Annotated in this window: 18 protein-coding genes; 11 read left to right on the top strand and 7 right to left on the bottom strand. The window is 75.3% G+C overall.

All coding sequences use genetic code 11. The features are described 5' to 3' along the window. Positions 1-18: 18 nt before the first annotated feature. The 3 genes from ACN26Y_RS20380 to ACN26Y_RS20370 all read left to right on the top strand — a co-directional run bounded on the left by ACN26Y_RS20380 (position 19) and on the right by ACN26Y_RS20370 (position 1,638). Positions 19-384 (top strand): ArsR/SmtB family transcription factor, encoded by a 366-nt coding sequence (locus ACN26Y_RS20380; RefSeq protein ID WP_155331817.1) that lies wholly within the window; start codon positions 19-21, stop codon positions 382-384. After that, the gene (locus ACN26Y_RS20375) at positions 381-1,022 is read left to right on the top strand and encodes an SRPBCC family protein (RefSeq protein WP_422733285.1); all 642 of its coding nucleotides are present in this window, start codon (positions 381-383) and stop codon (positions 1,020-1,022) included. The genes ACN26Y_RS20380 and ACN26Y_RS20375 overlap by 4 nt, the downstream gene beginning before the upstream one ends. A gap of 103 nt (positions 1,023-1,125) precedes the next feature. Continuing rightward, positions 1,126-1,638 (top strand): NUDIX domain-containing protein, encoded by a 513-nt coding sequence (locus ACN26Y_RS20370; RefSeq protein ID WP_155331815.1) that lies wholly within the window; start codon positions 1,126-1,128, stop codon positions 1,636-1,638. A gap of 118 nt (positions 1,639-1,756) precedes the next feature. On the opposite strand, the gene ACN26Y_RS20365 is transcribed toward ACN26Y_RS20370, so the two are convergent. Then, on the bottom strand, positions 1,757-2,296 hold the full coding sequence (locus ACN26Y_RS20365) for an RNA 2'-phosphotransferase (RefSeq protein ID WP_155331814.1): 540 nt from the start codon (positions 2,294-2,296) through the stop codon (positions 1,757-1,759). Between the two features lie 190 nt (positions 2,297-2,486). Between ACN26Y_RS20365 and ACN26Y_RS20360 the strand changes: the two genes are divergently transcribed. Both ACN26Y_RS20360 and smpB read left to right on the top strand, forming a co-directional pair. Beyond that, positions 2,487-4,661: a hypothetical protein gene (locus tag ACN26Y_RS20360; RefSeq protein WP_422733284.1), complete on the top strand. Its 2,175-nt coding sequence runs from the start codon at positions 2,487-2,489 to the stop codon at positions 4,659-4,661. 49 nt (positions 4,662-4,710) lie between these two features. Then, complete coding sequence (gene smpB / locus ACN26Y_RS20355) at positions 4,711-5,205, top strand: SsrA-binding protein SmpB (protein WP_155331812.1); 495 nt, start codon at positions 4,711-4,713, stop codon at positions 5,203-5,205. 68 nt (positions 5,206-5,273) lie between these two features. Here smpB and ACN26Y_RS20350 read toward each other — a convergent pair whose 3' ends face one another. Both ACN26Y_RS20350 and ACN26Y_RS20345 read right to left on the bottom strand, forming a co-directional pair. Next, positions 5,274-5,681 (bottom strand): Fur family transcriptional regulator, encoded by a 408-nt coding sequence (locus ACN26Y_RS20350; protein WP_155331811.1) that lies wholly within the window; start codon positions 5,679-5,681, stop codon positions 5,274-5,276. Between the two features lie 99 nt (positions 5,682-5,780). Beyond that, a complete protein-coding gene (locus tag ACN26Y_RS20345) occupies positions 5,781-6,824 on the bottom strand; it encodes a zinc-dependent alcohol dehydrogenase family protein (RefSeq protein WP_155331810.1) in 1,044 nt (347 codons plus the stop codon). Between the two features lie 314 nt (positions 6,825-7,138). Here ACN26Y_RS20345 and ACN26Y_RS20340 point away from each other — a divergent pair, with 314 nt between their 5' ends. Genes ACN26Y_RS20340 through ACN26Y_RS20325 form a run of 4 tightly spaced genes read left to right on the top strand, consistent with a single transcriptional unit; the run spans position 7,139 to position 10,249 of the window. After that, positions 7,139-7,564, top strand: coding sequence for a TOBE domain-containing protein (locus tag ACN26Y_RS20340; protein ID WP_155331809.1), 426 nt, complete (start codon positions 7,139-7,141; stop codon positions 7,562-7,564). Next, positions 7,561-8,346, top strand: coding sequence for a molybdate ABC transporter substrate-binding protein (gene modA / locus ACN26Y_RS20335; RefSeq protein WP_422733283.1), 786 nt, complete (start codon positions 7,561-7,563; stop codon positions 8,344-8,346). Before ACN26Y_RS20340 ends, modA begins: the two co-directional genes overlap by 4 nt. Beyond that, the gene (locus ACN26Y_RS20330; protein ID WP_422733282.1) at positions 8,343-9,188 is read left to right on the top strand and encodes an ABC transporter permease; all 846 of its coding nucleotides are present in this window, start codon (positions 8,343-8,345) and stop codon (positions 9,186-9,188) included. The genes modA and ACN26Y_RS20330 overlap by 4 nt, the downstream gene beginning before the upstream one ends. Then, the gene (locus tag ACN26Y_RS20325; RefSeq protein ID WP_422733281.1) at positions 9,185-10,249 is read left to right on the top strand and encodes an ABC transporter ATP-binding protein; all 1,065 of its coding nucleotides are present in this window, start codon (positions 9,185-9,187) and stop codon (positions 10,247-10,249) included. Before ACN26Y_RS20330 ends, ACN26Y_RS20325 begins: the two co-directional genes overlap by 4 nt. Before the next feature lie 47 nt (positions 10,250-10,296). Here ACN26Y_RS20325 and ACN26Y_RS20320 read toward each other — a convergent pair whose 3' ends face one another. Continuing rightward, on the bottom strand, positions 10,297-10,710 hold the full coding sequence (locus ACN26Y_RS20320) for a type II toxin-antitoxin system Phd/YefM family antitoxin (protein WP_422733280.1): 414 nt from the start codon (positions 10,708-10,710) through the stop codon (positions 10,297-10,299). A 144-nt stretch (positions 10,711-10,854) separates the two neighbouring features. On the opposite strand from ACN26Y_RS20320, the gene ACN26Y_RS20315 reads away from it, so the two are divergent. Beyond that, positions 10,855-12,378 (top strand): chitinase, encoded by a 1,524-nt coding sequence (locus tag ACN26Y_RS20315; protein ID WP_422734956.1) that lies wholly within the window; start codon positions 10,855-10,857, stop codon positions 12,376-12,378. 85 nt (positions 12,379-12,463) lie between these two features. After that, entirely contained in the window at positions 12,464-13,096 is a 633-nt protein-coding gene (locus tag ACN26Y_RS20310; RefSeq protein ID WP_422733279.1) for a TOPRIM nucleotidyl transferase/hydrolase domain-containing protein, read from the top strand. On the opposite strand, the gene ACN26Y_RS20305 is transcribed toward ACN26Y_RS20310, so the two are convergent. The 3 genes from ACN26Y_RS20305 to ACN26Y_RS20295 form a co-directional block, all read right to left on the bottom strand. Further along, positions 13,067-13,648 (bottom strand): GNAT family N-acetyltransferase, encoded by a 582-nt coding sequence (locus ACN26Y_RS20305; RefSeq protein WP_155331804.1) that lies wholly within the window; start codon positions 13,646-13,648, stop codon positions 13,067-13,069. The genes ACN26Y_RS20310 and ACN26Y_RS20305 overlap by 30 nt on opposite strands. Before the next feature lie 129 nt (positions 13,649-13,777). After that, a complete protein-coding gene (locus ACN26Y_RS20300) occupies positions 13,778-16,024 on the bottom strand; it encodes a DUF4132 domain-containing protein (RefSeq protein ID WP_422733278.1) in 2,247 nt (748 codons plus the stop codon). Beyond that, positions 16,024-16,416, bottom strand: a complete 393-nt coding sequence (locus ACN26Y_RS20295; protein WP_422733277.1) for a hypothetical protein — start codon at positions 16,414-16,416, stop codon at positions 16,024-16,026. Before ACN26Y_RS20295 ends, ACN26Y_RS20300 begins: the two co-directional genes overlap by 1 nt. Positions 16,417-16,445 lie beyond the last annotated feature (29 nt).

Here is a 16,445-nt window from a genome sequence, read left to right as displayed (position 1 = left end):
GCCTGATATAAAGGTCCGGTGCACGCGTTCGATGTGCTCGGCGATCCGGTGCGACGCCGGATCCTGGAGCTGCTGGCCGACGGCGAGATGACCGCCGGCGAGCTGGTCGAGGTGGTCCGGGCGGAGTTCGGGATCTCCCAGCCGGCCGTCTCCCAGCATCTGAAGGTGTTGCGCGACAACGGCTTCGCCACCGTCCGCCCGGCCGGCACGCGCCGGCTGTACGCGGTCGACACCCGGCCGCTGCGGGAGGTCGACCAGTGGTTGGAGCATTTCCGCCGGTTCTGGACCAACCCGCTCCAGGCACTGGCCACCGAGCTGGCCCGGGGCCAGCGCGAGCGGCGGCGACGCGAGCCGCCGCCCCCCGACGACAGGAGTGAACGATGATCGACGCCAGCAGCCAGATCAGCGCCGTCCGGCGCCAGCTCGGCCGCCGTGCCCTCGAGGCCGGCGAGGCCCGGGTGATGACGATCAGCCAAACGTACGACGCGTCCCCGGAGGACGTCTGGGACGCCTGCACCAACCCCGAACGCATCCCCCGCTGGTTCCTGCCCGTCTCTGGGGACCTGCGGCTGGGCGGCCGCTACCAGTTGCAGGGCAACGCCGGCGGCACGATCGAACGCTGCGATCCGCCGAAGGGCTTCGCCGCGACCTGGGAGTACGGCGACGAGGTGAGCTGGATCGAGGTGCGGCTCGCCCCGGTCGAGGACGGCCGGACGCGGTTCGAGCTGGACCACATCGCGCACGTCGACGACGACCGCTGGACACAGTTCGGCCCCGGGGCGGTGGGCGTGGGCTGGGACCTGGCGGCGCTCGGCCTCGCCTCGCACCTGGCCGCCGCGGGCGCCGGCGTCACCCCCGAGGAGAGCGAGGCCTGGATGGCCTCCGACGAGGGCCGACGGTTCGTCGCGCTGAGCAGCGAGCAGTGGTACGACGCGAGCGTCGCCGGCGGCACCGACCGGGCCGAGGCCCGGGCCGCGGCCGACCGCACCACCGCCTTCTACACCGGCGCCGAGCAGGCCTGACCCGACAGGTGCCGCCGCGCGGCGGTGTCGCGTACCCGCGGACACCGCCGCGCCCCCGGGAGCGACCGCACGCCCTGCGATGCGACGGGTAACGTGCGACGGCATGACCGCGACGCCGTACTCGCACTGCTCCTACTGCGGCACGGCCTACCCGCCACCGACCGCGTGGCCCCGCGTCTGCGCGGCCTGCGGCGAGACCGTCTGGCGCAATCCGCTGCCGGTGGCGGTGGCGGTGCTGCCGGTGCGCACCGACGCGGGCCTGGGCGTGGTGGTCGTCCGCCGGGACATCGAGCCGGCGCGTGGGCAGCTCGCGCTGCCGGGCGGCTTCATCGAGTACGGCGAGGAGTGGCAGGACGCGCTGGTGCGGGAGCTTCGCGAGGAGACCGGCCTGCTCGCCGACCCGGCCGACGCGACGCTGTTCGCGGTGCACAGCGCCCCGGCGGGCGGCACGATGATGATCTTCGGGGAGTTGTCCGCCCGGCCGGCCGCGACGCTGCCGCCGTCGGCGCCCACCGAGGAGGCGACCGAGTGGCTGGTGCTCACCGAGCCGGTCGAGCTGGCGTTCTCGACCCACACCCGGGTGCTCGCCGACTTCCTCTCCCGGCACGCCGGCTGAACCCGGCGGCTCCGACCGGGCGGCCGGGCAGCGGGCGGGCCGACGGCGCCGGGCCGGCAGGCCGAGCGGGCCGAGCGGCCCGAGCGGCCCGAGCGGGCCGGCCGGGCAGCGGCGGCGGTCAGGCCTCCAGATAACGGGCGGGGACGGTGTCGGTCAACCAGACACCGTTGGCGCTGCGGTAGAAGGCGTGGCCGTCGCGCGCCATGCCGGCCGCGTCGACGGTCAGGACCACGGTCCGGCCGGCGCGCCGGGCCCCCACCCGCCGCGCGGTCTCCACGTCCGGCGAGAGGTGGACGTGGTGCCGGCCGCCCCGGTGCAGCCCGCTCACCCGGATCGAGTCCAGCACGGCGGCGCTGGTGCCGTGGTAGAGCACGGCCGGCGGGTCCACCGGCGACAGCCCGAGATCGACGGGGATCGAGTGCCCCTGGTTGGCCCGGATACGCTCGACGCCGTCCGGGCCGCGCTCCACCGCGAAGCGCTGCTTGTCGTTGCCGGCCACCGCGTCGTCGAGGTCGGCGCGGCGGATGCCCAGAGCGGCGAGGACGTCGTCGACGGGCACCCAGCCGGCGCGGTCCGGGGCCAGCCCGAAGCGGTCCGGACGGTGCCGCAGGGCGAGGGACATCCGCTTGCTCAGCCGGACCAGCCGCGCATCATCCACGCCCGGATTGTGGCCGGACACCCCGGCCCGCCGCCACCCGGATCGGGTATCGGGCGGCAGGCGTGACCGGGCGTCGAACGGGTAGACGGCGCCCACCGCGCGGCCCGGGGCGGCCGTGCCGCCGTACGACGCCTCCGGGGGGCCGATGTCGGACGCGCCAGCACCTCCGGGCGGACGCCCGGACGACGTCGTGGAGCTACGCGTGCACGGCGCCTCCGGCGCCAGCGCGGAACAGGTGCTGAACCGCCCGAACGTCGAGCAGGTCGCCGGTGACCGCAGCGGCGGCTTCTACCGGCCCCGCACCGGCTACCCGGGCACCAGGGGGCCGGGCGGGGTGGTCCTGGAGGCGTACCGCTGGAGCGAGCTGCCGTCGGGCACCGCCGTCCGCACGTTGTCGCTGGTGTTCCTGCTGCCGTTCATGCTCTGCAACGTGGCGTTCTGGATGCGCCCGACCAGCTCCGACGCCTGGGCCCTCACCGTCAAGGGCCTCTGCCGGGTGCTCGCGCTGACCCTCACCGCCCTGTACGTGCTCGCCGTGGCCGGGGTGGCACTGGACCTGGTCGCCTGGAAGTGCATGTCGTCGCCGCAGTGCCTGGCCGAGCGGAGCTGGCTGTCCTGGCTCGGGGGCCGGCCGGTGGGGCTGCGGCTGGCGGTGCTGGCGCTCGTCCCGGCCGCCGCCGTCGGGCTGGTCTGGTGGCTCGGGGCACGGCCGGAGCGGATGTTCGCGTCGTTCCGCGTTCCCCCGACCGTCACCGGCGTGCACCAGCTCACCGCCGTCGGCCAGTGGGACGCCGCGCCGCTGGTCGGGCGGCTGCGCGCGATCCACGTCGCCGCCGCGTTCGGCACGCTGGACGCCGTCCTGCTCACCGCCCGCGTCAACCTCGGGGCCTCGCCCACCACGGTGACGCTCAGCGTCCTGACCTGCGCGGTCCTGGCCACCTGTGTCGTCCTGGTCTGCGCGCATCCGCTGATCGATCAGCCCGGGACGGGGCGGATCGACCGCACGACCCGGGTCCTGCGGACGCTCGCGTGCGGGTTGACCGCGGTGGTCCTGGCCGTGCTCGCGGCCGACCCCGCGCGACCGCCGACCGGCGTTGGGCTGCCCGGGTACGGCGACATGGTGGCCCGGCTCTTCCTCGCGCAGACCGTCCTGCTGCTCGTGCTCTGGCTGGTCGTGCCGCTGTCGCGACGCGGCGGCGGGCCGCCGCTGCGGGCGGTCGGCACGCCCGTGTTCGGTGCGGTGGCGACCGGTCTGGCGGTGGCCTTCTCCGCCGAGCTGGTCTACCGGATGGCGGACTTCCTGGACCGCGACGTCGGGACGGGTGAGCAGTCGGCGACCGGCCCGCCGCTGACGTACAAGTGGGCGATCTTCGCGTTCTTCCTGGCGGTGGTGGCCGCGGCGACGGTCGCCGCCGTGGTGGCCGTCACGTCGCGACCGGCCCGGTGGCAGGCGGCGGGCGCGGCCGTGGCGCGGGACTACCCGGACGCGCCGCCCGAGGCCGGGCGCCGGCTGCGGGAGGTCGAGACGGTCATGGCGCGGGCGCGGTTCACCGAGCGGCTCGTCCCACTCGCGATCACGTACGCCTGGCTCGCCGGCTTCGGCATGGCGACCAGCGCCGTGGGCATGTTCGAGCTGGAGCCCGGCGCGACGCTCGAGCAGTGGTTCGGGTTCCCCGCCGGCCTGGTGCGGTTCGGCCTGCGCTTCGGTAGCTGGGTGATCTTCGGGCTCATCCTCGCCCTGGTCCTGGGCGGCATCTTCGCGTACCGGACGGCCGAGTTCCGCCGCTACGTGGGCGTGCTGTGGGACCTGGGCACGTTCTGGCCCCGGGCGGCGCACCCCTTCGCCCCACCCTGCTACGCCGAACGGGCGGTGCCGGAGCTGAGCCGCCGGATCGCCTGGCTGACCGGCCAGGGGCACCGGGTGCTGCTCACCGGGCACAGCCACGGCTCGGTGCTGCTCGCGGCGACCGTGCTCCAACTCCCACCGGGCGCCGGTGACCGGGTCGCGCTGCTGACGTACGGGTCACCGCTGCGCCGGCTCTACTCCCGGTGGTTCCCGGCGTACGTCGGCGACGAGGTCCTGCGCGAGGTGGGCGAGCGGATCGGTTGGCGCTGGCTCAACCTGTGGCGGGACACCGACCCGATCGGCGGCTGGATGTTCTCCCCGCACCGGCCGGGCGAGCCGCCCACGGTCTACGGGCCGGCGGGAACCGTCGACCGGCGGCTGCGCGACCCGAGCGACGTGGTCATCCCGCCCGACGACAGCGTCCCGCCGCCGATCGTGGGGCACTGGCCGGGCGAGTTCGACCCGCGCTTCGCCAAGGCGGTCCGGGAACTGGCGGACCGGCTGCGGCGGACGGCCTGACCGCACCGGCTGCGGCGGACGGCCTGAGCAGGCGGCATATCCTGCCCGGGTGAGCACCGCCCGGAAGCCCGACCGCACGCTGATCGCCTCGAACAAGAAGGCCCGGCACGACTACACCGTCGTCAAGACGTACGAGGCGGGGATCGTGCTGGCCGGCACGGAGGTCAAGTCGCTGCGCGAGGGACGTGCGTCCCTGGTCGACGCGTTCGCGCAGGAGCGCGACGGCGAACTGATGCTGTACGGCCTGCACATCGCCGAGTACGGCTACGGCACGTGGACCAACCACGCGCCGCGGCGCACCCGCAAGCTGCTGCTGCACCGGGTGGAGATCGACCGGATCCGGGAGAAGCTGCGCGACGGCGGGTTCACCCTGGTGCCGCTGTCGATGTACTTCTCCAACGGCTGGGCCAAGGTGGAGCTGGCGCTGGCCCGGGGCCGGAAGTCGTACGACAAGCGGCAGGCGCTGGCCGAGCGCGACGCGCAGCGGGAGATCGCCCGGGAGCTGGGCCGCCGTCTCAAGGGCCGCCCGCAGCGCCGGAGCTGACCGGGCGCGACTGCTGACGAGGCCGGCGGACGCTGCGGCCCACCCGCCCGCGCGGTCGGCTCCACCGGTCAGGCCCTGGCGCAGTCCGCGCAGGTGCCGAAGATCTCCAGCGTGTGGTCCACGTCGGTGAAGCCGTGCTCGGCCGCCACCTGGTCGGCCCAGCGCTCGACCGCCGGGCCGGCCACCTCGACCGTCCGGCCGCAGGAGCGGCAGACCAGGTGATGGTGGTGGCGGCTCTGGCTGCACCGGCGGAACAACTGCTCGCCGCCGGGCAGCCGGGTGGAGTCGATCTCACCGGCGTCGACCAGCAACTGGAGGGTGCGGTAGACGGTGGTCAGGCCGACCCGGGCGTCGCGGTCGCAGAGCATCCGGTGCAGCTGCTGCGCGGTGTGGAAGCCCTCGACCTCCCGCAGCAGCGCGAGCACCTCGGCACGCTGCCGGGTGTTCCGGGTCACGTTCGGGATCGCCTGCGTCACCGTACTCCCGCCATCTCCGCTGCTCCGACCGCGACCAGCGGTCCCGGACCGACACCTCGCCGGCTGCCCACCATTATGCGCGCCCGGCCGGCGCCCGCCTCACGGCCTGATCCGCACCTTCAGGGCGGTGCGCTCGTCCATCGCCCGGTAGCCGTCCGGCACCCCGTCGAGCGTGACCGTGCGGTCGAAGACCGGCGACGGGTCGATCCGGCCGGCCAGCACGTCGGCGAGCAGCTCCGGAATGTACGCGCGGGCCGGGGCGACGCCGCCGCCGAGCCGCACGTTGCGGCCGAACATCTGGCGGATGTCCACGCCGGCGCTGCCGCCGTGCGGCACGCCCACGTAGCCGACGGCGCCGCCGTCGCGCGCCACCGAGATGGCGGTGCGCATCGACTCCTCGGTGCCGACGGCCTCCAGCACCGCGTGCGCGCCCTGCCCCTTGGTCAGTTCCCGCACCGCCGCGACGGCGGCCTCGCCGCGCTCGGCGACCACGTCGGTGGCGCCGAACCGGCGGGCGATGTCGGTCCGCGCGGTGTGCCGGCCGAGCGCGATGACCTGTTCCGCGCCGAGCCGGCGGGCCGCGAGCACCCCGCACAGCCCGACCGCGCCGTCCCCGACGACAGCCACCGTCGCGCCGGGCCGCACACCGGCGGCGAGGGCGGCGTGGTGCCCGGTGGACATCACGTCGGACAGCGCCAGGATCGCGGTGAGCAGCCGGTCGTCGCCGGCCGCCTCGGCGGGCAGCCGCACCAGCGTGCCGTCGGCGTACGGGACGCGCACCGCCTCGCCCTGGCCGCCGTCCGAGCCGGGCTCACCCCAGAAGCCGCCGTGCGGGCAGGACGTGTGCAGGCCCTCGACGCAGAAGTCGCAGGTGCCGTCCGACCAGACGAACGGCGCCACCACCAGGTCGCCCCGGCGGACCGTGCTCACCTCGGCGCCGGTCTCCTCGACCACGCCGAGGAACTCGTGCCCGATCCGCTGCCCGGGCCGGCGCGCGGCCACCCCCCGGTACGCCCACAGGTCGCTGCCGCAGACGCACGCCTGCACGACCCGGACGACCGCGTCGGTCGGGTTCCGGACGGCGGCGTCGGGCACCTCCTCGACCCGGATGTCGAACGGCGCGTGGATCAGGGTGGCACGCACGGGCTTCCTCCGCTGCTCGGGGCGGCGCCACTGCGCCGTCCGCCGAGGCTAGCGGGACGTCGCGCCGGCCCGACAGACCGTGCCCACCGGCGGTGGCTCTCCTCACCCGGGCCGCGTCGACAGCGGCCGTTGCCGGCGGGCCGGGGTGGGTGTCCGGCGCCGGGCCGGCTGGCGCGTCCGCGGCCCGCCGCACCGCGTCCCCGGCCGGCCAGTCGCCCTATCGCGGATGCCGGGACGGCAGGGGGCTTGAGTGTGCAGCAGCGAGCCGCCATCCATGGTTCCGCTCGTGGATGCGACAGCATATGGTGTCCTCCGTGGCGATGTTCCGGATCGGGGAGGCGGCCGAACTGCTCGGCGTCAGCGCGGACACCGTGCGCCGCTGGGTGGACGCCGGTCGGCTGCGGGCGGTCCGCGACGAGCACGGGCACCGCACGGTCGACGGGGTGGACCTTGCCGCGTTCGCCCGAGCCCAGGCGGCCGACCCGGACGAGCGGGCGGACGCCTCGTCCGCCCGCAACCGGCTGCGCGGCATCGTCGTGAACGTCGTCAAGGACACCGTGATGGCACAGGTCGACATCCAGGCTGGCCCGTTCCGGATCGTCTCGCTGATGAGCCGGGAGGCGGTCGACGAGCTGGACCTGCGGGTCGGGTCCCTCGCGGTCGCGGTGATCAAGTCCACGACGGTGGTGGTGGAGCGCGCCACCCCGGCGGCCGGTCCCCGGGGAAGGCAGGCGTCATGAGAGCACGCGTCGTCCGTACCGTCGCCGTGGCCGTCGCCGCCACGCTCGCCCTGGCCGCCTGCGGAGACGGCGGGTCCACGGGCGCGGGCGGATCCGCCGGGGGTGTGACCGGGACGGTGACCGTGTTCGCCGCCGCGTCGCTGACCGAGTCGTTCACGCGGATCGGCCGGGACTTCGAGGCGGCCAATCCCGGCACCGCCGTGGTCTTCAACTTCGCCGGCAGCTCCGCCCTCGCCACGCAGATCACCGAGGGCGCACCCGCGGACGTCTTCGCCTCCGCCTCGCCGCGCACCATGGCCACCGTCAGGGAGGCCGGCGGCACCGACGGCGAGCCCACCGTCTTCGTCCGCAACCAGCTCGTCGTCGCGGTCGCGCCCGGCAATCCCGAGGGCGTCCGCGGCCTGGCCGACCTGACCCGGCCGGGGCTGAAGGTGGCGCTCTGCGCCGAGCAGGTCCCGTGCGGCGCGGCGGCCCGCACCGCCCTCGACACGGCCCGGGTCACGCTGACCCCGGTCACCCTCGAACAGGACGTGAAGGGGGCACTGTCGAAGGTGCGGCTCGGCGAGGTGGACGCCGCGCTCGTGTACCGCACCGACGCGCGCGCCGCCGGCGCGGACGTGACCGCCGTGGAGTTCCCCGAGTCCGCCCGGGCGGTGAACGACTACCCGATCGCCGTCCTGGCCGACGCCCCGAACCCGGCCGGGGCGCGGGCCTTCGTCGCGTACGTCCGGTCGGCGCCGGGGCAGGCGGTGCTCACCGGGGCCGGGTTCCAGGCGCCGTGACGGTCGCGGGGACCGGGTCGCCGACCGGGCGCGAACGGCGGCCCCTCGGCGTACGCGGGCGGGCGGGCGGCGTACCGGTGGCGCTGCTGCTGCCGGCGGTGCTCGGCCTGGTGTTCCTGGTCCTGCCGCTCGTCGGCCTCCTGGCCCGGACCCCGTGGAGCACCCTGCCGCAGCGGCTCGCCGAGCCGGGGGTACTCACCGCGCTGCGGCTGTCGCTGCTCACCGCCACCCTGGCGACGCTGCTCTGCCTGGTGCTCGGGGTGCCGCTGGCGTGGCTGCTCGCCCGGGTGGAGTTCCCCGGCCGGCGCCTGGTCCGCGCGCTCGTGACCGTGCCGCTGGTGCTCCCGCCGGTGGTCGGCGGCGTGGCGCTGCTGCTGGTGTTCGGGCGGCGCGGCCTGCTGGGTGGCTGGCTCGACTCGACGTTCGGGATCACGCTGCCGTTCACCACCACGGGGGTGGTGCTCGCCGAGGCGTTCGTCGCGATGCCGTTCCTGGTCATCGCGGTGGAGGGCGCGCTGCGCGGCGCCGACCGCCGGTACGAGGAGGCGGCGGCGACTCTCGGCGCGGGCCGCTGGACGACGTTCACCCACGTCACGGTGCCCCTGGTGGCGCCCGGGCTGGCCGCCGGCGCGGTGCTGTGCTGGGCGCGGGCGCTGGGCGAGTTCGGCGCCACGATCACGTTCGCCGGCAACTACCCGGGCCGGACGCAGACCATGCCGCTCGCCGTGTACCTGGCGCTGGAGACGGACGTGCAGTCGGCCGTCGTGCTCAGCCTGATCCTGCTCGTCGTCTCGGTCGCTATCCTGGCCGGCCTGCGCGACCGCTGGATCACCGCGCCGTGACCGCGTGCCTGCTGGACGCGCACCTCGTCGTGGACCGGGGCGGTTTCCGCCTGGACGTGCCGCTGCGCGTGGCGGCCGGCGAGGTGGTGGCGCTGCTCGGCCCGAACGGCGCCGGCAAGACCACCGCCCTGCGGGCGCTCGCCGGCCTCCAGCCGTTGACTGCCGGCCACGTCACCGTCGACGGCGCCGACCTCGACCGCCCCGACCGGCGCGCGTTCACCCCCACCGAACGCCGCTCGGTCGGCGTGGTCTTCCAGGACTACCTGCTCTTCCCGCACCTGAGCGCGCTGGACAACGTGGCCTTCGGGCCGCGCCGGCACGGCGCCGACCGGCGCGCCGCCCGGGGGACGGCCCGCGCCTGGCTGGGCCGGGTGGGGCTGGCCGAGCACGCCCACCGGCGGCCCCGGCAGCTCTCCGGCGGGCAGGCGCAGCGGGTCGCGCTGGCCCGTGCCCTCGCGGTCGCGCCGGCGCTGCTGCTGCTGGACGAACCTCTCGCCGCGCTGGACGCGCGCACCCGGCTGGACACCCGCGCCGAGCTGCACCGGCACCTCGCCGCGCACCCGGGCGCCACGGTGCTGGTCACCCACGACCCGCTGGACGCGCTGGTGCTCGCCGACCGGCTGGTCATCGTGGAGGGTGGCCGGGTGGTGCAGGAGGGCGACGCGGCGAGCGTCACCGCGCGGCCCCGGACCGATTACGTGGCCCGCCTGGTCGGCCTCAACCTGCACCGGGGCCGGGCGGAGGGGCACGCCGTCCGGGTCGCCGACGGGCTCGTCCTCACCGTCGCCGACCGGCTCGACGGGGACGCCTTCGTGGCGTTCCGGCCGTCGGCGGTGGCCCTGCACCCCGCCCGACCGGAGGGCAGCCCGCGCAACACCTGGCCGGCGACCGTGGTGGGCGTGCAGCGGCACGGCGACAACCTGCGCGTCCAACTGGACGGGCCGATCGCGGTCGCCGCCGACGTCACGCCCGCCGCCGCAGCGGCCCTGCGCCTGGTGCCCGGCCAGCCGGTCTGGGCCGCGGTCAAGGCGACGGAGACGCACGCGTACCCGGCGGTGTGAGCCCGGGTGGCCGCGGTGGCCGGCGCGCGGGCATGGCTCCCGGCGGCTCAGCCGGCCAGCAGGTCGGCGTGGGCGGCGCGCAGCCGGGCGAGCGTCGGGTCGGTGCCCGGCGGGATCCGCCGGTCGAGCTCGGCCCACACCTCGGCGAGCGCGGTGGTCACGGCTCGCAGCTCGGCGGCGTGCCGCTGGGCGCCGCGCCGGTGGGCCTCGTCGAGCCGGCGGGCCCAGCCGGCGGTGACGGCGGCGAGGCGGTCCGCGTCGGCGCGGGCCGGCGCGGCGCTGCGGGCGGCGGTGGCCGGGACGATCGCGGCGACCGGCCGGGGATCGCCGTCGCGGGTGAGCAGGGTGACGGTGTCGGTCAGCTCGGCCAGGGCGACGAGCTGGGTGAACCGGGTGCGCGCCTCGCGCAGCGGCAGGGAGCGCGGCCGGCCGGCGTCAGGGGTGAGGGCGGGGACAGCCATGGATGCATGGTGCCGCCCGGGTACGACAGAAACCGTCCATGCCGGAGCCTGGACAACTACAGTTAACAATCCTAATAATTGTGCATCCGTCGATCCGACGGCCCCACGTACCGGGAGGTCCGGATGCGTCGCCCTGCCCGAAATCTGTTGCTGGCCGCCGTCGCGGCCCTCGTCACCGTCGCCGGCACCACGCTGGTCCTGGCCGCGCCCGCCCGGGCGGCCGGTCCCACCGCCACGTTCGTCAAGACCTCCGACTGGGGCACCGGATGGGAGGGGAAGTACACGATCACCAACGGCGGCACGAGCACGCTGACCGGATGGCAGGTCGCCTTCACCCTGCCCACCGGCACCACCCTCGGCTCGTACTGGGACGCCACGGTGAGCAGCTCCGGCGGGCGGCACACGTTCACGAACCGGTCCTGGAACGGCACCGTCGCGCCGGGCGCCTCCGTCTCCTTCGGCTTCCTCGCCACCGGTCCCGGCTCCCCCACCGACTGCACCCTGAACGGCGCGCCGTGCGGAGGCGGCCCGACCAGCCCGCCCACCACCACTCCCCCGCCCACCACCGCGCCACCCACCACGCCGCCGCCGACCACTCCGCCCCCGACCACGCCGCCGCCGACCACCCCGCCACCCGGCGGGTTGCCGAAACACGCTCTGATCGGCTACCTGCACGCGAGCTTCGCCAACGGTTCCGGGTACCTGCGGATGGCCGACGTGCCGGCCGACTGGGACATCATCAACCTCGCCTTCGGCGAGCCCACCAGCGTGACCTCGGGCGACATCCGCTTCCAGCTCTGCCCGGCGGCCGAGTGCCCCGGCGTCGAGACGGAGGCCGAGTTCATCGCGGCGATCCGCGCCAAGCAGCAGCAGGGCAAGAAGGTGCTGCTCTCCATCGGCGGGCAGAACGGCCAGGTCCAGCTCACCACGACCGCCGCCCGGGACACCTTCGTCCGGTCGGTCTCGGCGATCATCGACCGGTACGGCCTGAACGGCCTCGACATCGACTTCGAGGGGCACTCGCTCTACCTGAACGCCGGCGACACCGACTTCCGCAACCCGACCACGCCGGTGATCGTCAACCTGATCGCCGCGATCCGCGCGCTCAAGCAGCGGTACGGCGCGAACTTCGTGCTCACCATGGCGCCCGAGACGTTCTTCGTGCAGCTCGGCTACCAGTTCTACGGGCCGGGCCCGTGGGGCGGCCAGGACCCGCGCGCCGGCTCGTACCTGCCGGTGATCCACGCCCTGCGCAACGACCTCACGGTGCTGCACGTGCAGGACTACAACTCCGGCCCGATCGTCGGGCTCGACAACCAGTACCACACCATGGGCGGCGCCGACTTCCACATCGCGATGACCGACATGCTGCTCGCCGGCTTCCCGGTCGCCGGCAACGCGGACCGCGTCTTCCCCGCCCTGCGCGAGGACCAGGTCGCCTTCGGCGCGCCGTCGTCGGTCAGCGCCGGCAACGGGTACGTGGCGCCGGCGGGCGTGCAGGCCGCCGTCACCTGCCTGGTACGAGGCCAGAGCTGCGGCTCGTACGCCCCGCGCAGCGGCACCAACCCGAACTTCCGGGGACTGATGACCTGGTCGATCAACTGGGACCGGTACTACAACTGGGAGTTCCGGCTCAACCACGGACCGTTCCTCAAGGCCCTGCCCTGACGCACCGGGAGGCGGCTCCGCCCGGAATTCGCTGGGCGGCGCCGCCTCCGCCGCAGGATGATGGCGGGCGATGAGGAGGTCGCCCGTGCCCGGGCCGGTGTCGGCGTCACCGCCCGGCCGCGCCGGGACGTCGCCGCATGTCCTGGTTCCGGCCCTCGACGACGCCGTCCGCGCGGTCGTGCTCGTCGAGGGCGCCAGCGACCGCGTCGCCCTGGAGACGCTCGCCGCCCGGATGGGGCGGGACCTGCCGGCCGAGGGGGTCCGCGTGCTGCCGATGGGCGGCGTGACGAACGTCGGTCACTTCCTCGACGCGCTCGGGCCGCCGGGCCTCGGCCTCCGGCTGGCCGGCCTCTACGACGCGCCGGAGGAGGGCTTCGTCCGGCGCGGCCTGGCCCGCGCCGGGCTCGGCGCCGCCCTCACCCGCGCCGACCTGGCGGCGTACGGCTTCCACGTCTGCGTCGCCGACCTGGAGGACGAACTGATCCGGGCCGCCGGGGTGGACGGGGTCCGGGCGGTCCTCACCGCGGCCGGTGACCTGCACTCGTGGGACCTGTTCCAGCGGCAGCCCGCGCAGCGCGGCCGGCCGGTCGAGGCGCAACTGCGCCGGTTCATCGGCACCCGGTCGGGGCGCAAGGCGGCGTACGCGCGGCTGCTGGTCGACGCGCTGCGCCCGGAGCGGGCGCCCCGGTCACTGCACGCGGTGCTCGACCACCTCTGACCCGCGCGCCCGCCACTCGTCGGCGAGCACCGACCAGACCTCCATGTCGACCCGCCCCTCGCCCACCGGCGCCGGGTAGACCGAGCGCAGCGTGCCGTCGAGGGAGAACCCGAGCCGGCGGGCCACGGCGATGCTGCGGTCGTTGCGCGCGTTGCAGCGCCACTCCACCCGCTGGATGCCGCGTTCCTGGACGGCCCAGTCGACCAGGTGGGTGACCGCCCGGCTGACCAGCCCCCGCCCCTCGGCCGCCGGCTCCAGCCAGCACCCCGCCTCGCAGAGCCCGAGGGCGGCGTCGAAGGACACGAACAGCACCCCACCGACGAGGACGCCCCGGTCCCACAGGCCCCAGATGCCGCCGGCGTCGTGGGCCCAACGGTCGGCGTGGCGCTGGAGCACCGCGCGGGCCGAGTCGAGGTCGGTGGCCACGAACGACGGCCCCACCCAGGGACGGATGTGCTCCCGGGCCCGGTCCAGGTGGGCGAGGAACTCCTCGGCCCGCCAGGGCTCCAGCGGACGCAGGACCACGTCCTCGGTCAACGGCAGCGTGAACACTTGAGACCTCCCCGTGCGGCGGGCTCCCATCCTTGCCGATCATCGGCCGCTGCCGCAGCCGGGTTATCTGCTCGCACGGGAACAGCCCCATCCGGGGTGGTGCCACCGACACCACCCGGCCGCCCGTCGTCACCGCCGGATCTGCGAGGTGATGGTCGGGTCGGTGATCTGCGTGTCCCGGGCGAGCAGCCGCGCCTTGCTGAGGATGACGCCGAGCATCCGGTCGCCCTCGAAGGGAAGGAAGACGCCGGTCGGCCCGGCCTCCACCGCCTGTTTCGGGACGATGCACAGGTACTGGTCGTTGGGGCTCATCAGGATGTTGCCCGACCCGAGGTGGATCTTGTAGTCGCGCAGGTCACCCCGGACTCGCAGGAAGCGGCCGTCCACCTCGCACCGGTCGGCCACCGCCAGCCGAGGCACCAGCCGGGCGAGCAGGTCACGGCGGGTCTCCGCGGTGGCCGACAGCTCGCCGAACCCGTACGAGTGCCAGTACTCGCGGTACCGGCCGGTGGGCCCGCCGTCGGACCAGGTCGGGTCGTTGCCGACGCTCGCCACACCGACGAAGAGGTCGACGTCGCGCATCACCTCGCTGAGCACCAGCGGCGGGACCTGGTCCAGCGGCAGCGGCGCGACCGGACCGGCGCCGCCGCGCACCCACTGCTCGTACCCGCCACCGCCGGCGTGGGCCAGGTTCTCCGGGGCGTGCACCGGGTAGAAGCGCACCTGGTCGGTCACCACGCGCAGGTACGCCCCCGACTCGCTGGTGTCCACGCCGTAGTCGTCGCCGGCGCCCTCGACCCAGAACTCGGCCCGCAGGCCCCACTCGGGCAGCTCCCGCGTCGCCGGCGGGTAGTCGTCGTCGACCATCAGCCGCAGCCGGTTGCGCCAGCCCCGGACCGCGGCGAGCGCGTGGAACTGGTGCTGGCGCAGGACGTGGGCGGCGAACCGGTTCGAGTAGACCCCGGTGCGTTCCTCGGCGGCGGTCAGCAGGTAGACCTCCCGGTGGGCCTGCTTGAACGGCTGCACGACGCCGTGCCGTTCCAGCCACGCGCGCCAGGCCAGGACCTCGGCCACGTCCCGCCCGATCGGGTGCCACAGCGTCACGGCGGCGCCGCCGGTCGCCGTGACCGGGTCGCCGTCGAGGGTGCGCAGCGCGCCGTCGGCGAACCCGCACGGCTGGCCGTCGACCAGCCAGATCAGCCGCCGGCCGAGGGTGCCGACCAGCGGATGGTCGAGGTAGCGGGCGCGCCACGTGGCGTACGGCCAGCTACGCCGGCCGAGGACCTGCCGGTCGAGGCGCTCGGCCTGGGCGGCCAGCATCTTCTCGACGTCCTTGACCGCCGCCTTCAGCTCGCGCAGCTCCTCGGGACGGTCGCGGCGGACGGCCGCCGGCGGGCTCTTCACCACCCGGCCGGCGGCGGTGCGCCAGGTGAGCGACACCGATCCGGCGGTGACGGTCAGCTCGGCCTCGGCGTCGCCGAGCCGCTCCACCCGGCGGCCCACCTCGGTCAGGCCGTACGTCGGCACGGCGAGCTCCTCCACCTCGGCCCGGGACAGGCCGAGGGCCTCGGCGCGCCGGTCCAGCGCCGCGGTCAACTCCTTGAGCGTGCCCTTGTAGGTGACCCGGGTGGCGAGGCGGGCGAGCTGGGCCAGGGCGTCGTCGCCGTCCAGCCGGGCCAGCGCCCACACCGCGGCGTTGGCGACCTTGGGGTTGCGCGGGCCGATGCCGGCGACCTTGCGCAGCGACGTCTCGACCAGGCCACCGAGCGTGCGCGCGGTGGCGGCGTCGGCCGGGCCGTCGACGGCCAGCGCGAGCAGCCACACCAGGCCCCGCAGCGCGGTGGCGTTGTACGGGTCGTACGCGTGGGCGATGTCCGGGTCGTACTCTCCCCGGTCGAGCGGGAAGGTGCGGGGCCGCCAGACCAGCGCCAGCCACCCGGTCACCGTGTCGCGGTACCCGGCCGGCCCCACCTGATCGAGCAGGGACCGGGCCTGCCGCTCCCAGCGGGCCGACGGGCGCGCCGAGGTGGCGGTCAGGGCGTGCCGCACCAGCTCGGGCCAGCCGGCCCCGAGGTCGGGCAGGTCGGCGAGCACCCGGTCGGCCCACGCCTCGCCAGGGCTGAGCAGCGGCGCGTCCACAGTGGCCAGAACGTCGTGCAGCGGGCCGCTGGCGTGGTAGGTCGCCAGCGCCGTGCGGCGGGCCACCGCGACGGCGTGGCCGGGCAGCTCGCCGTCGACCCGCCGCACCTCCCGGCACAGCCGGGCGAGCTGGTCGAGCCGCCAGTACGTCCAACACCGGGACGCGGCGTCGAGCTGCGCGCGAAGGCGCTCATCGGTGGGGGCGCCTGGGCGCAGGGCGGACGGCAGGACGCTCATCAGCCACCCACCAGCGGGACGAGCTTGAGGAAGCACACCTCGGTGCCGACCCGCAGGTCGACCTCGACGTCCAGCTCCTCCACCTGGCGGTCGTCGACGAGCACCACGAACCCGTTGCGGGTGAACGCCTCCACCGCCCGCGCGAACTGCTCGTCGGCGTCCACCCGGCGCCGCTCCCGCATCCGGTAGCCGTTCAGCGTGCGCTCGGTGCCGCCCGGCTGCACCAGCCCCCGGAACACCTCCGGCTGGCGCGCGTTGTGCTCGGCCACCTCCTGGAAGACGCGCCGGCGGATCAGCTCCCGCAGCGGCAGCCGCTCCTCGAAGATCTCCAGATGCCAGGCCTCGTCCCGGGCGCCGGACGTCGTCCCGTCGACGAACCTCACCATCACCATGCCGGGCACAGTAGGGACGCCCACCGACA

The organism is Micromonospora sp. WMMD558 (assembly GCF_049315255.1).
In the GTDB taxonomy this organism is placed as follows: Bacteria; Actinomycetota; Actinomycetes; order Mycobacteriales; family Micromonosporaceae; genus Micromonospora.
Note: the sequence above shows the minus strand (reverse complement) of the source record. Positions and strands in the feature narration are given on the sequence as shown.

Coding starts and splice junctions, on each gene's coding strand:
- ACN26Y_RS20375 (WP_422733285.1), top strand. CDS start 381: ATGATCGACGCCAGCAGCCAGATCAGCGCCGTCCGGCGCCAGCTCGGC.
- ACN26Y_RS20370 (WP_155331815.1), top strand. CDS start 1,126: ATGACCGCGACGCCGTACTCGCACTGCTCCTACTGCGGCACGGCCTAC.
- modA (WP_422733283.1), top strand. CDS start 7,561: ATGAGAGCACGCGTCGTCCGTACCGTCGCCGTGGCCGTCGCCGCCACG.
- ACN26Y_RS20320 (WP_422733280.1), bottom strand. CDS start 10,710: ATGGCTGTCCCCGCCCTCACCCCTGACGCCGGCCGGCCGCGCTCCCTG.
- ACN26Y_RS20300 (WP_422733278.1), bottom strand. CDS start 16,024: ATGAGCGTCCTGCCGTCCGCCCTGCGCCCAGGCGCCCCCACCGATGAG.
- ACN26Y_RS20295 (WP_422733277.1), bottom strand. CDS start 16,416: ATGGTGATGGTGAGGTTCGTCGACGGGACGACGTCCGGCGCCCGGGAC.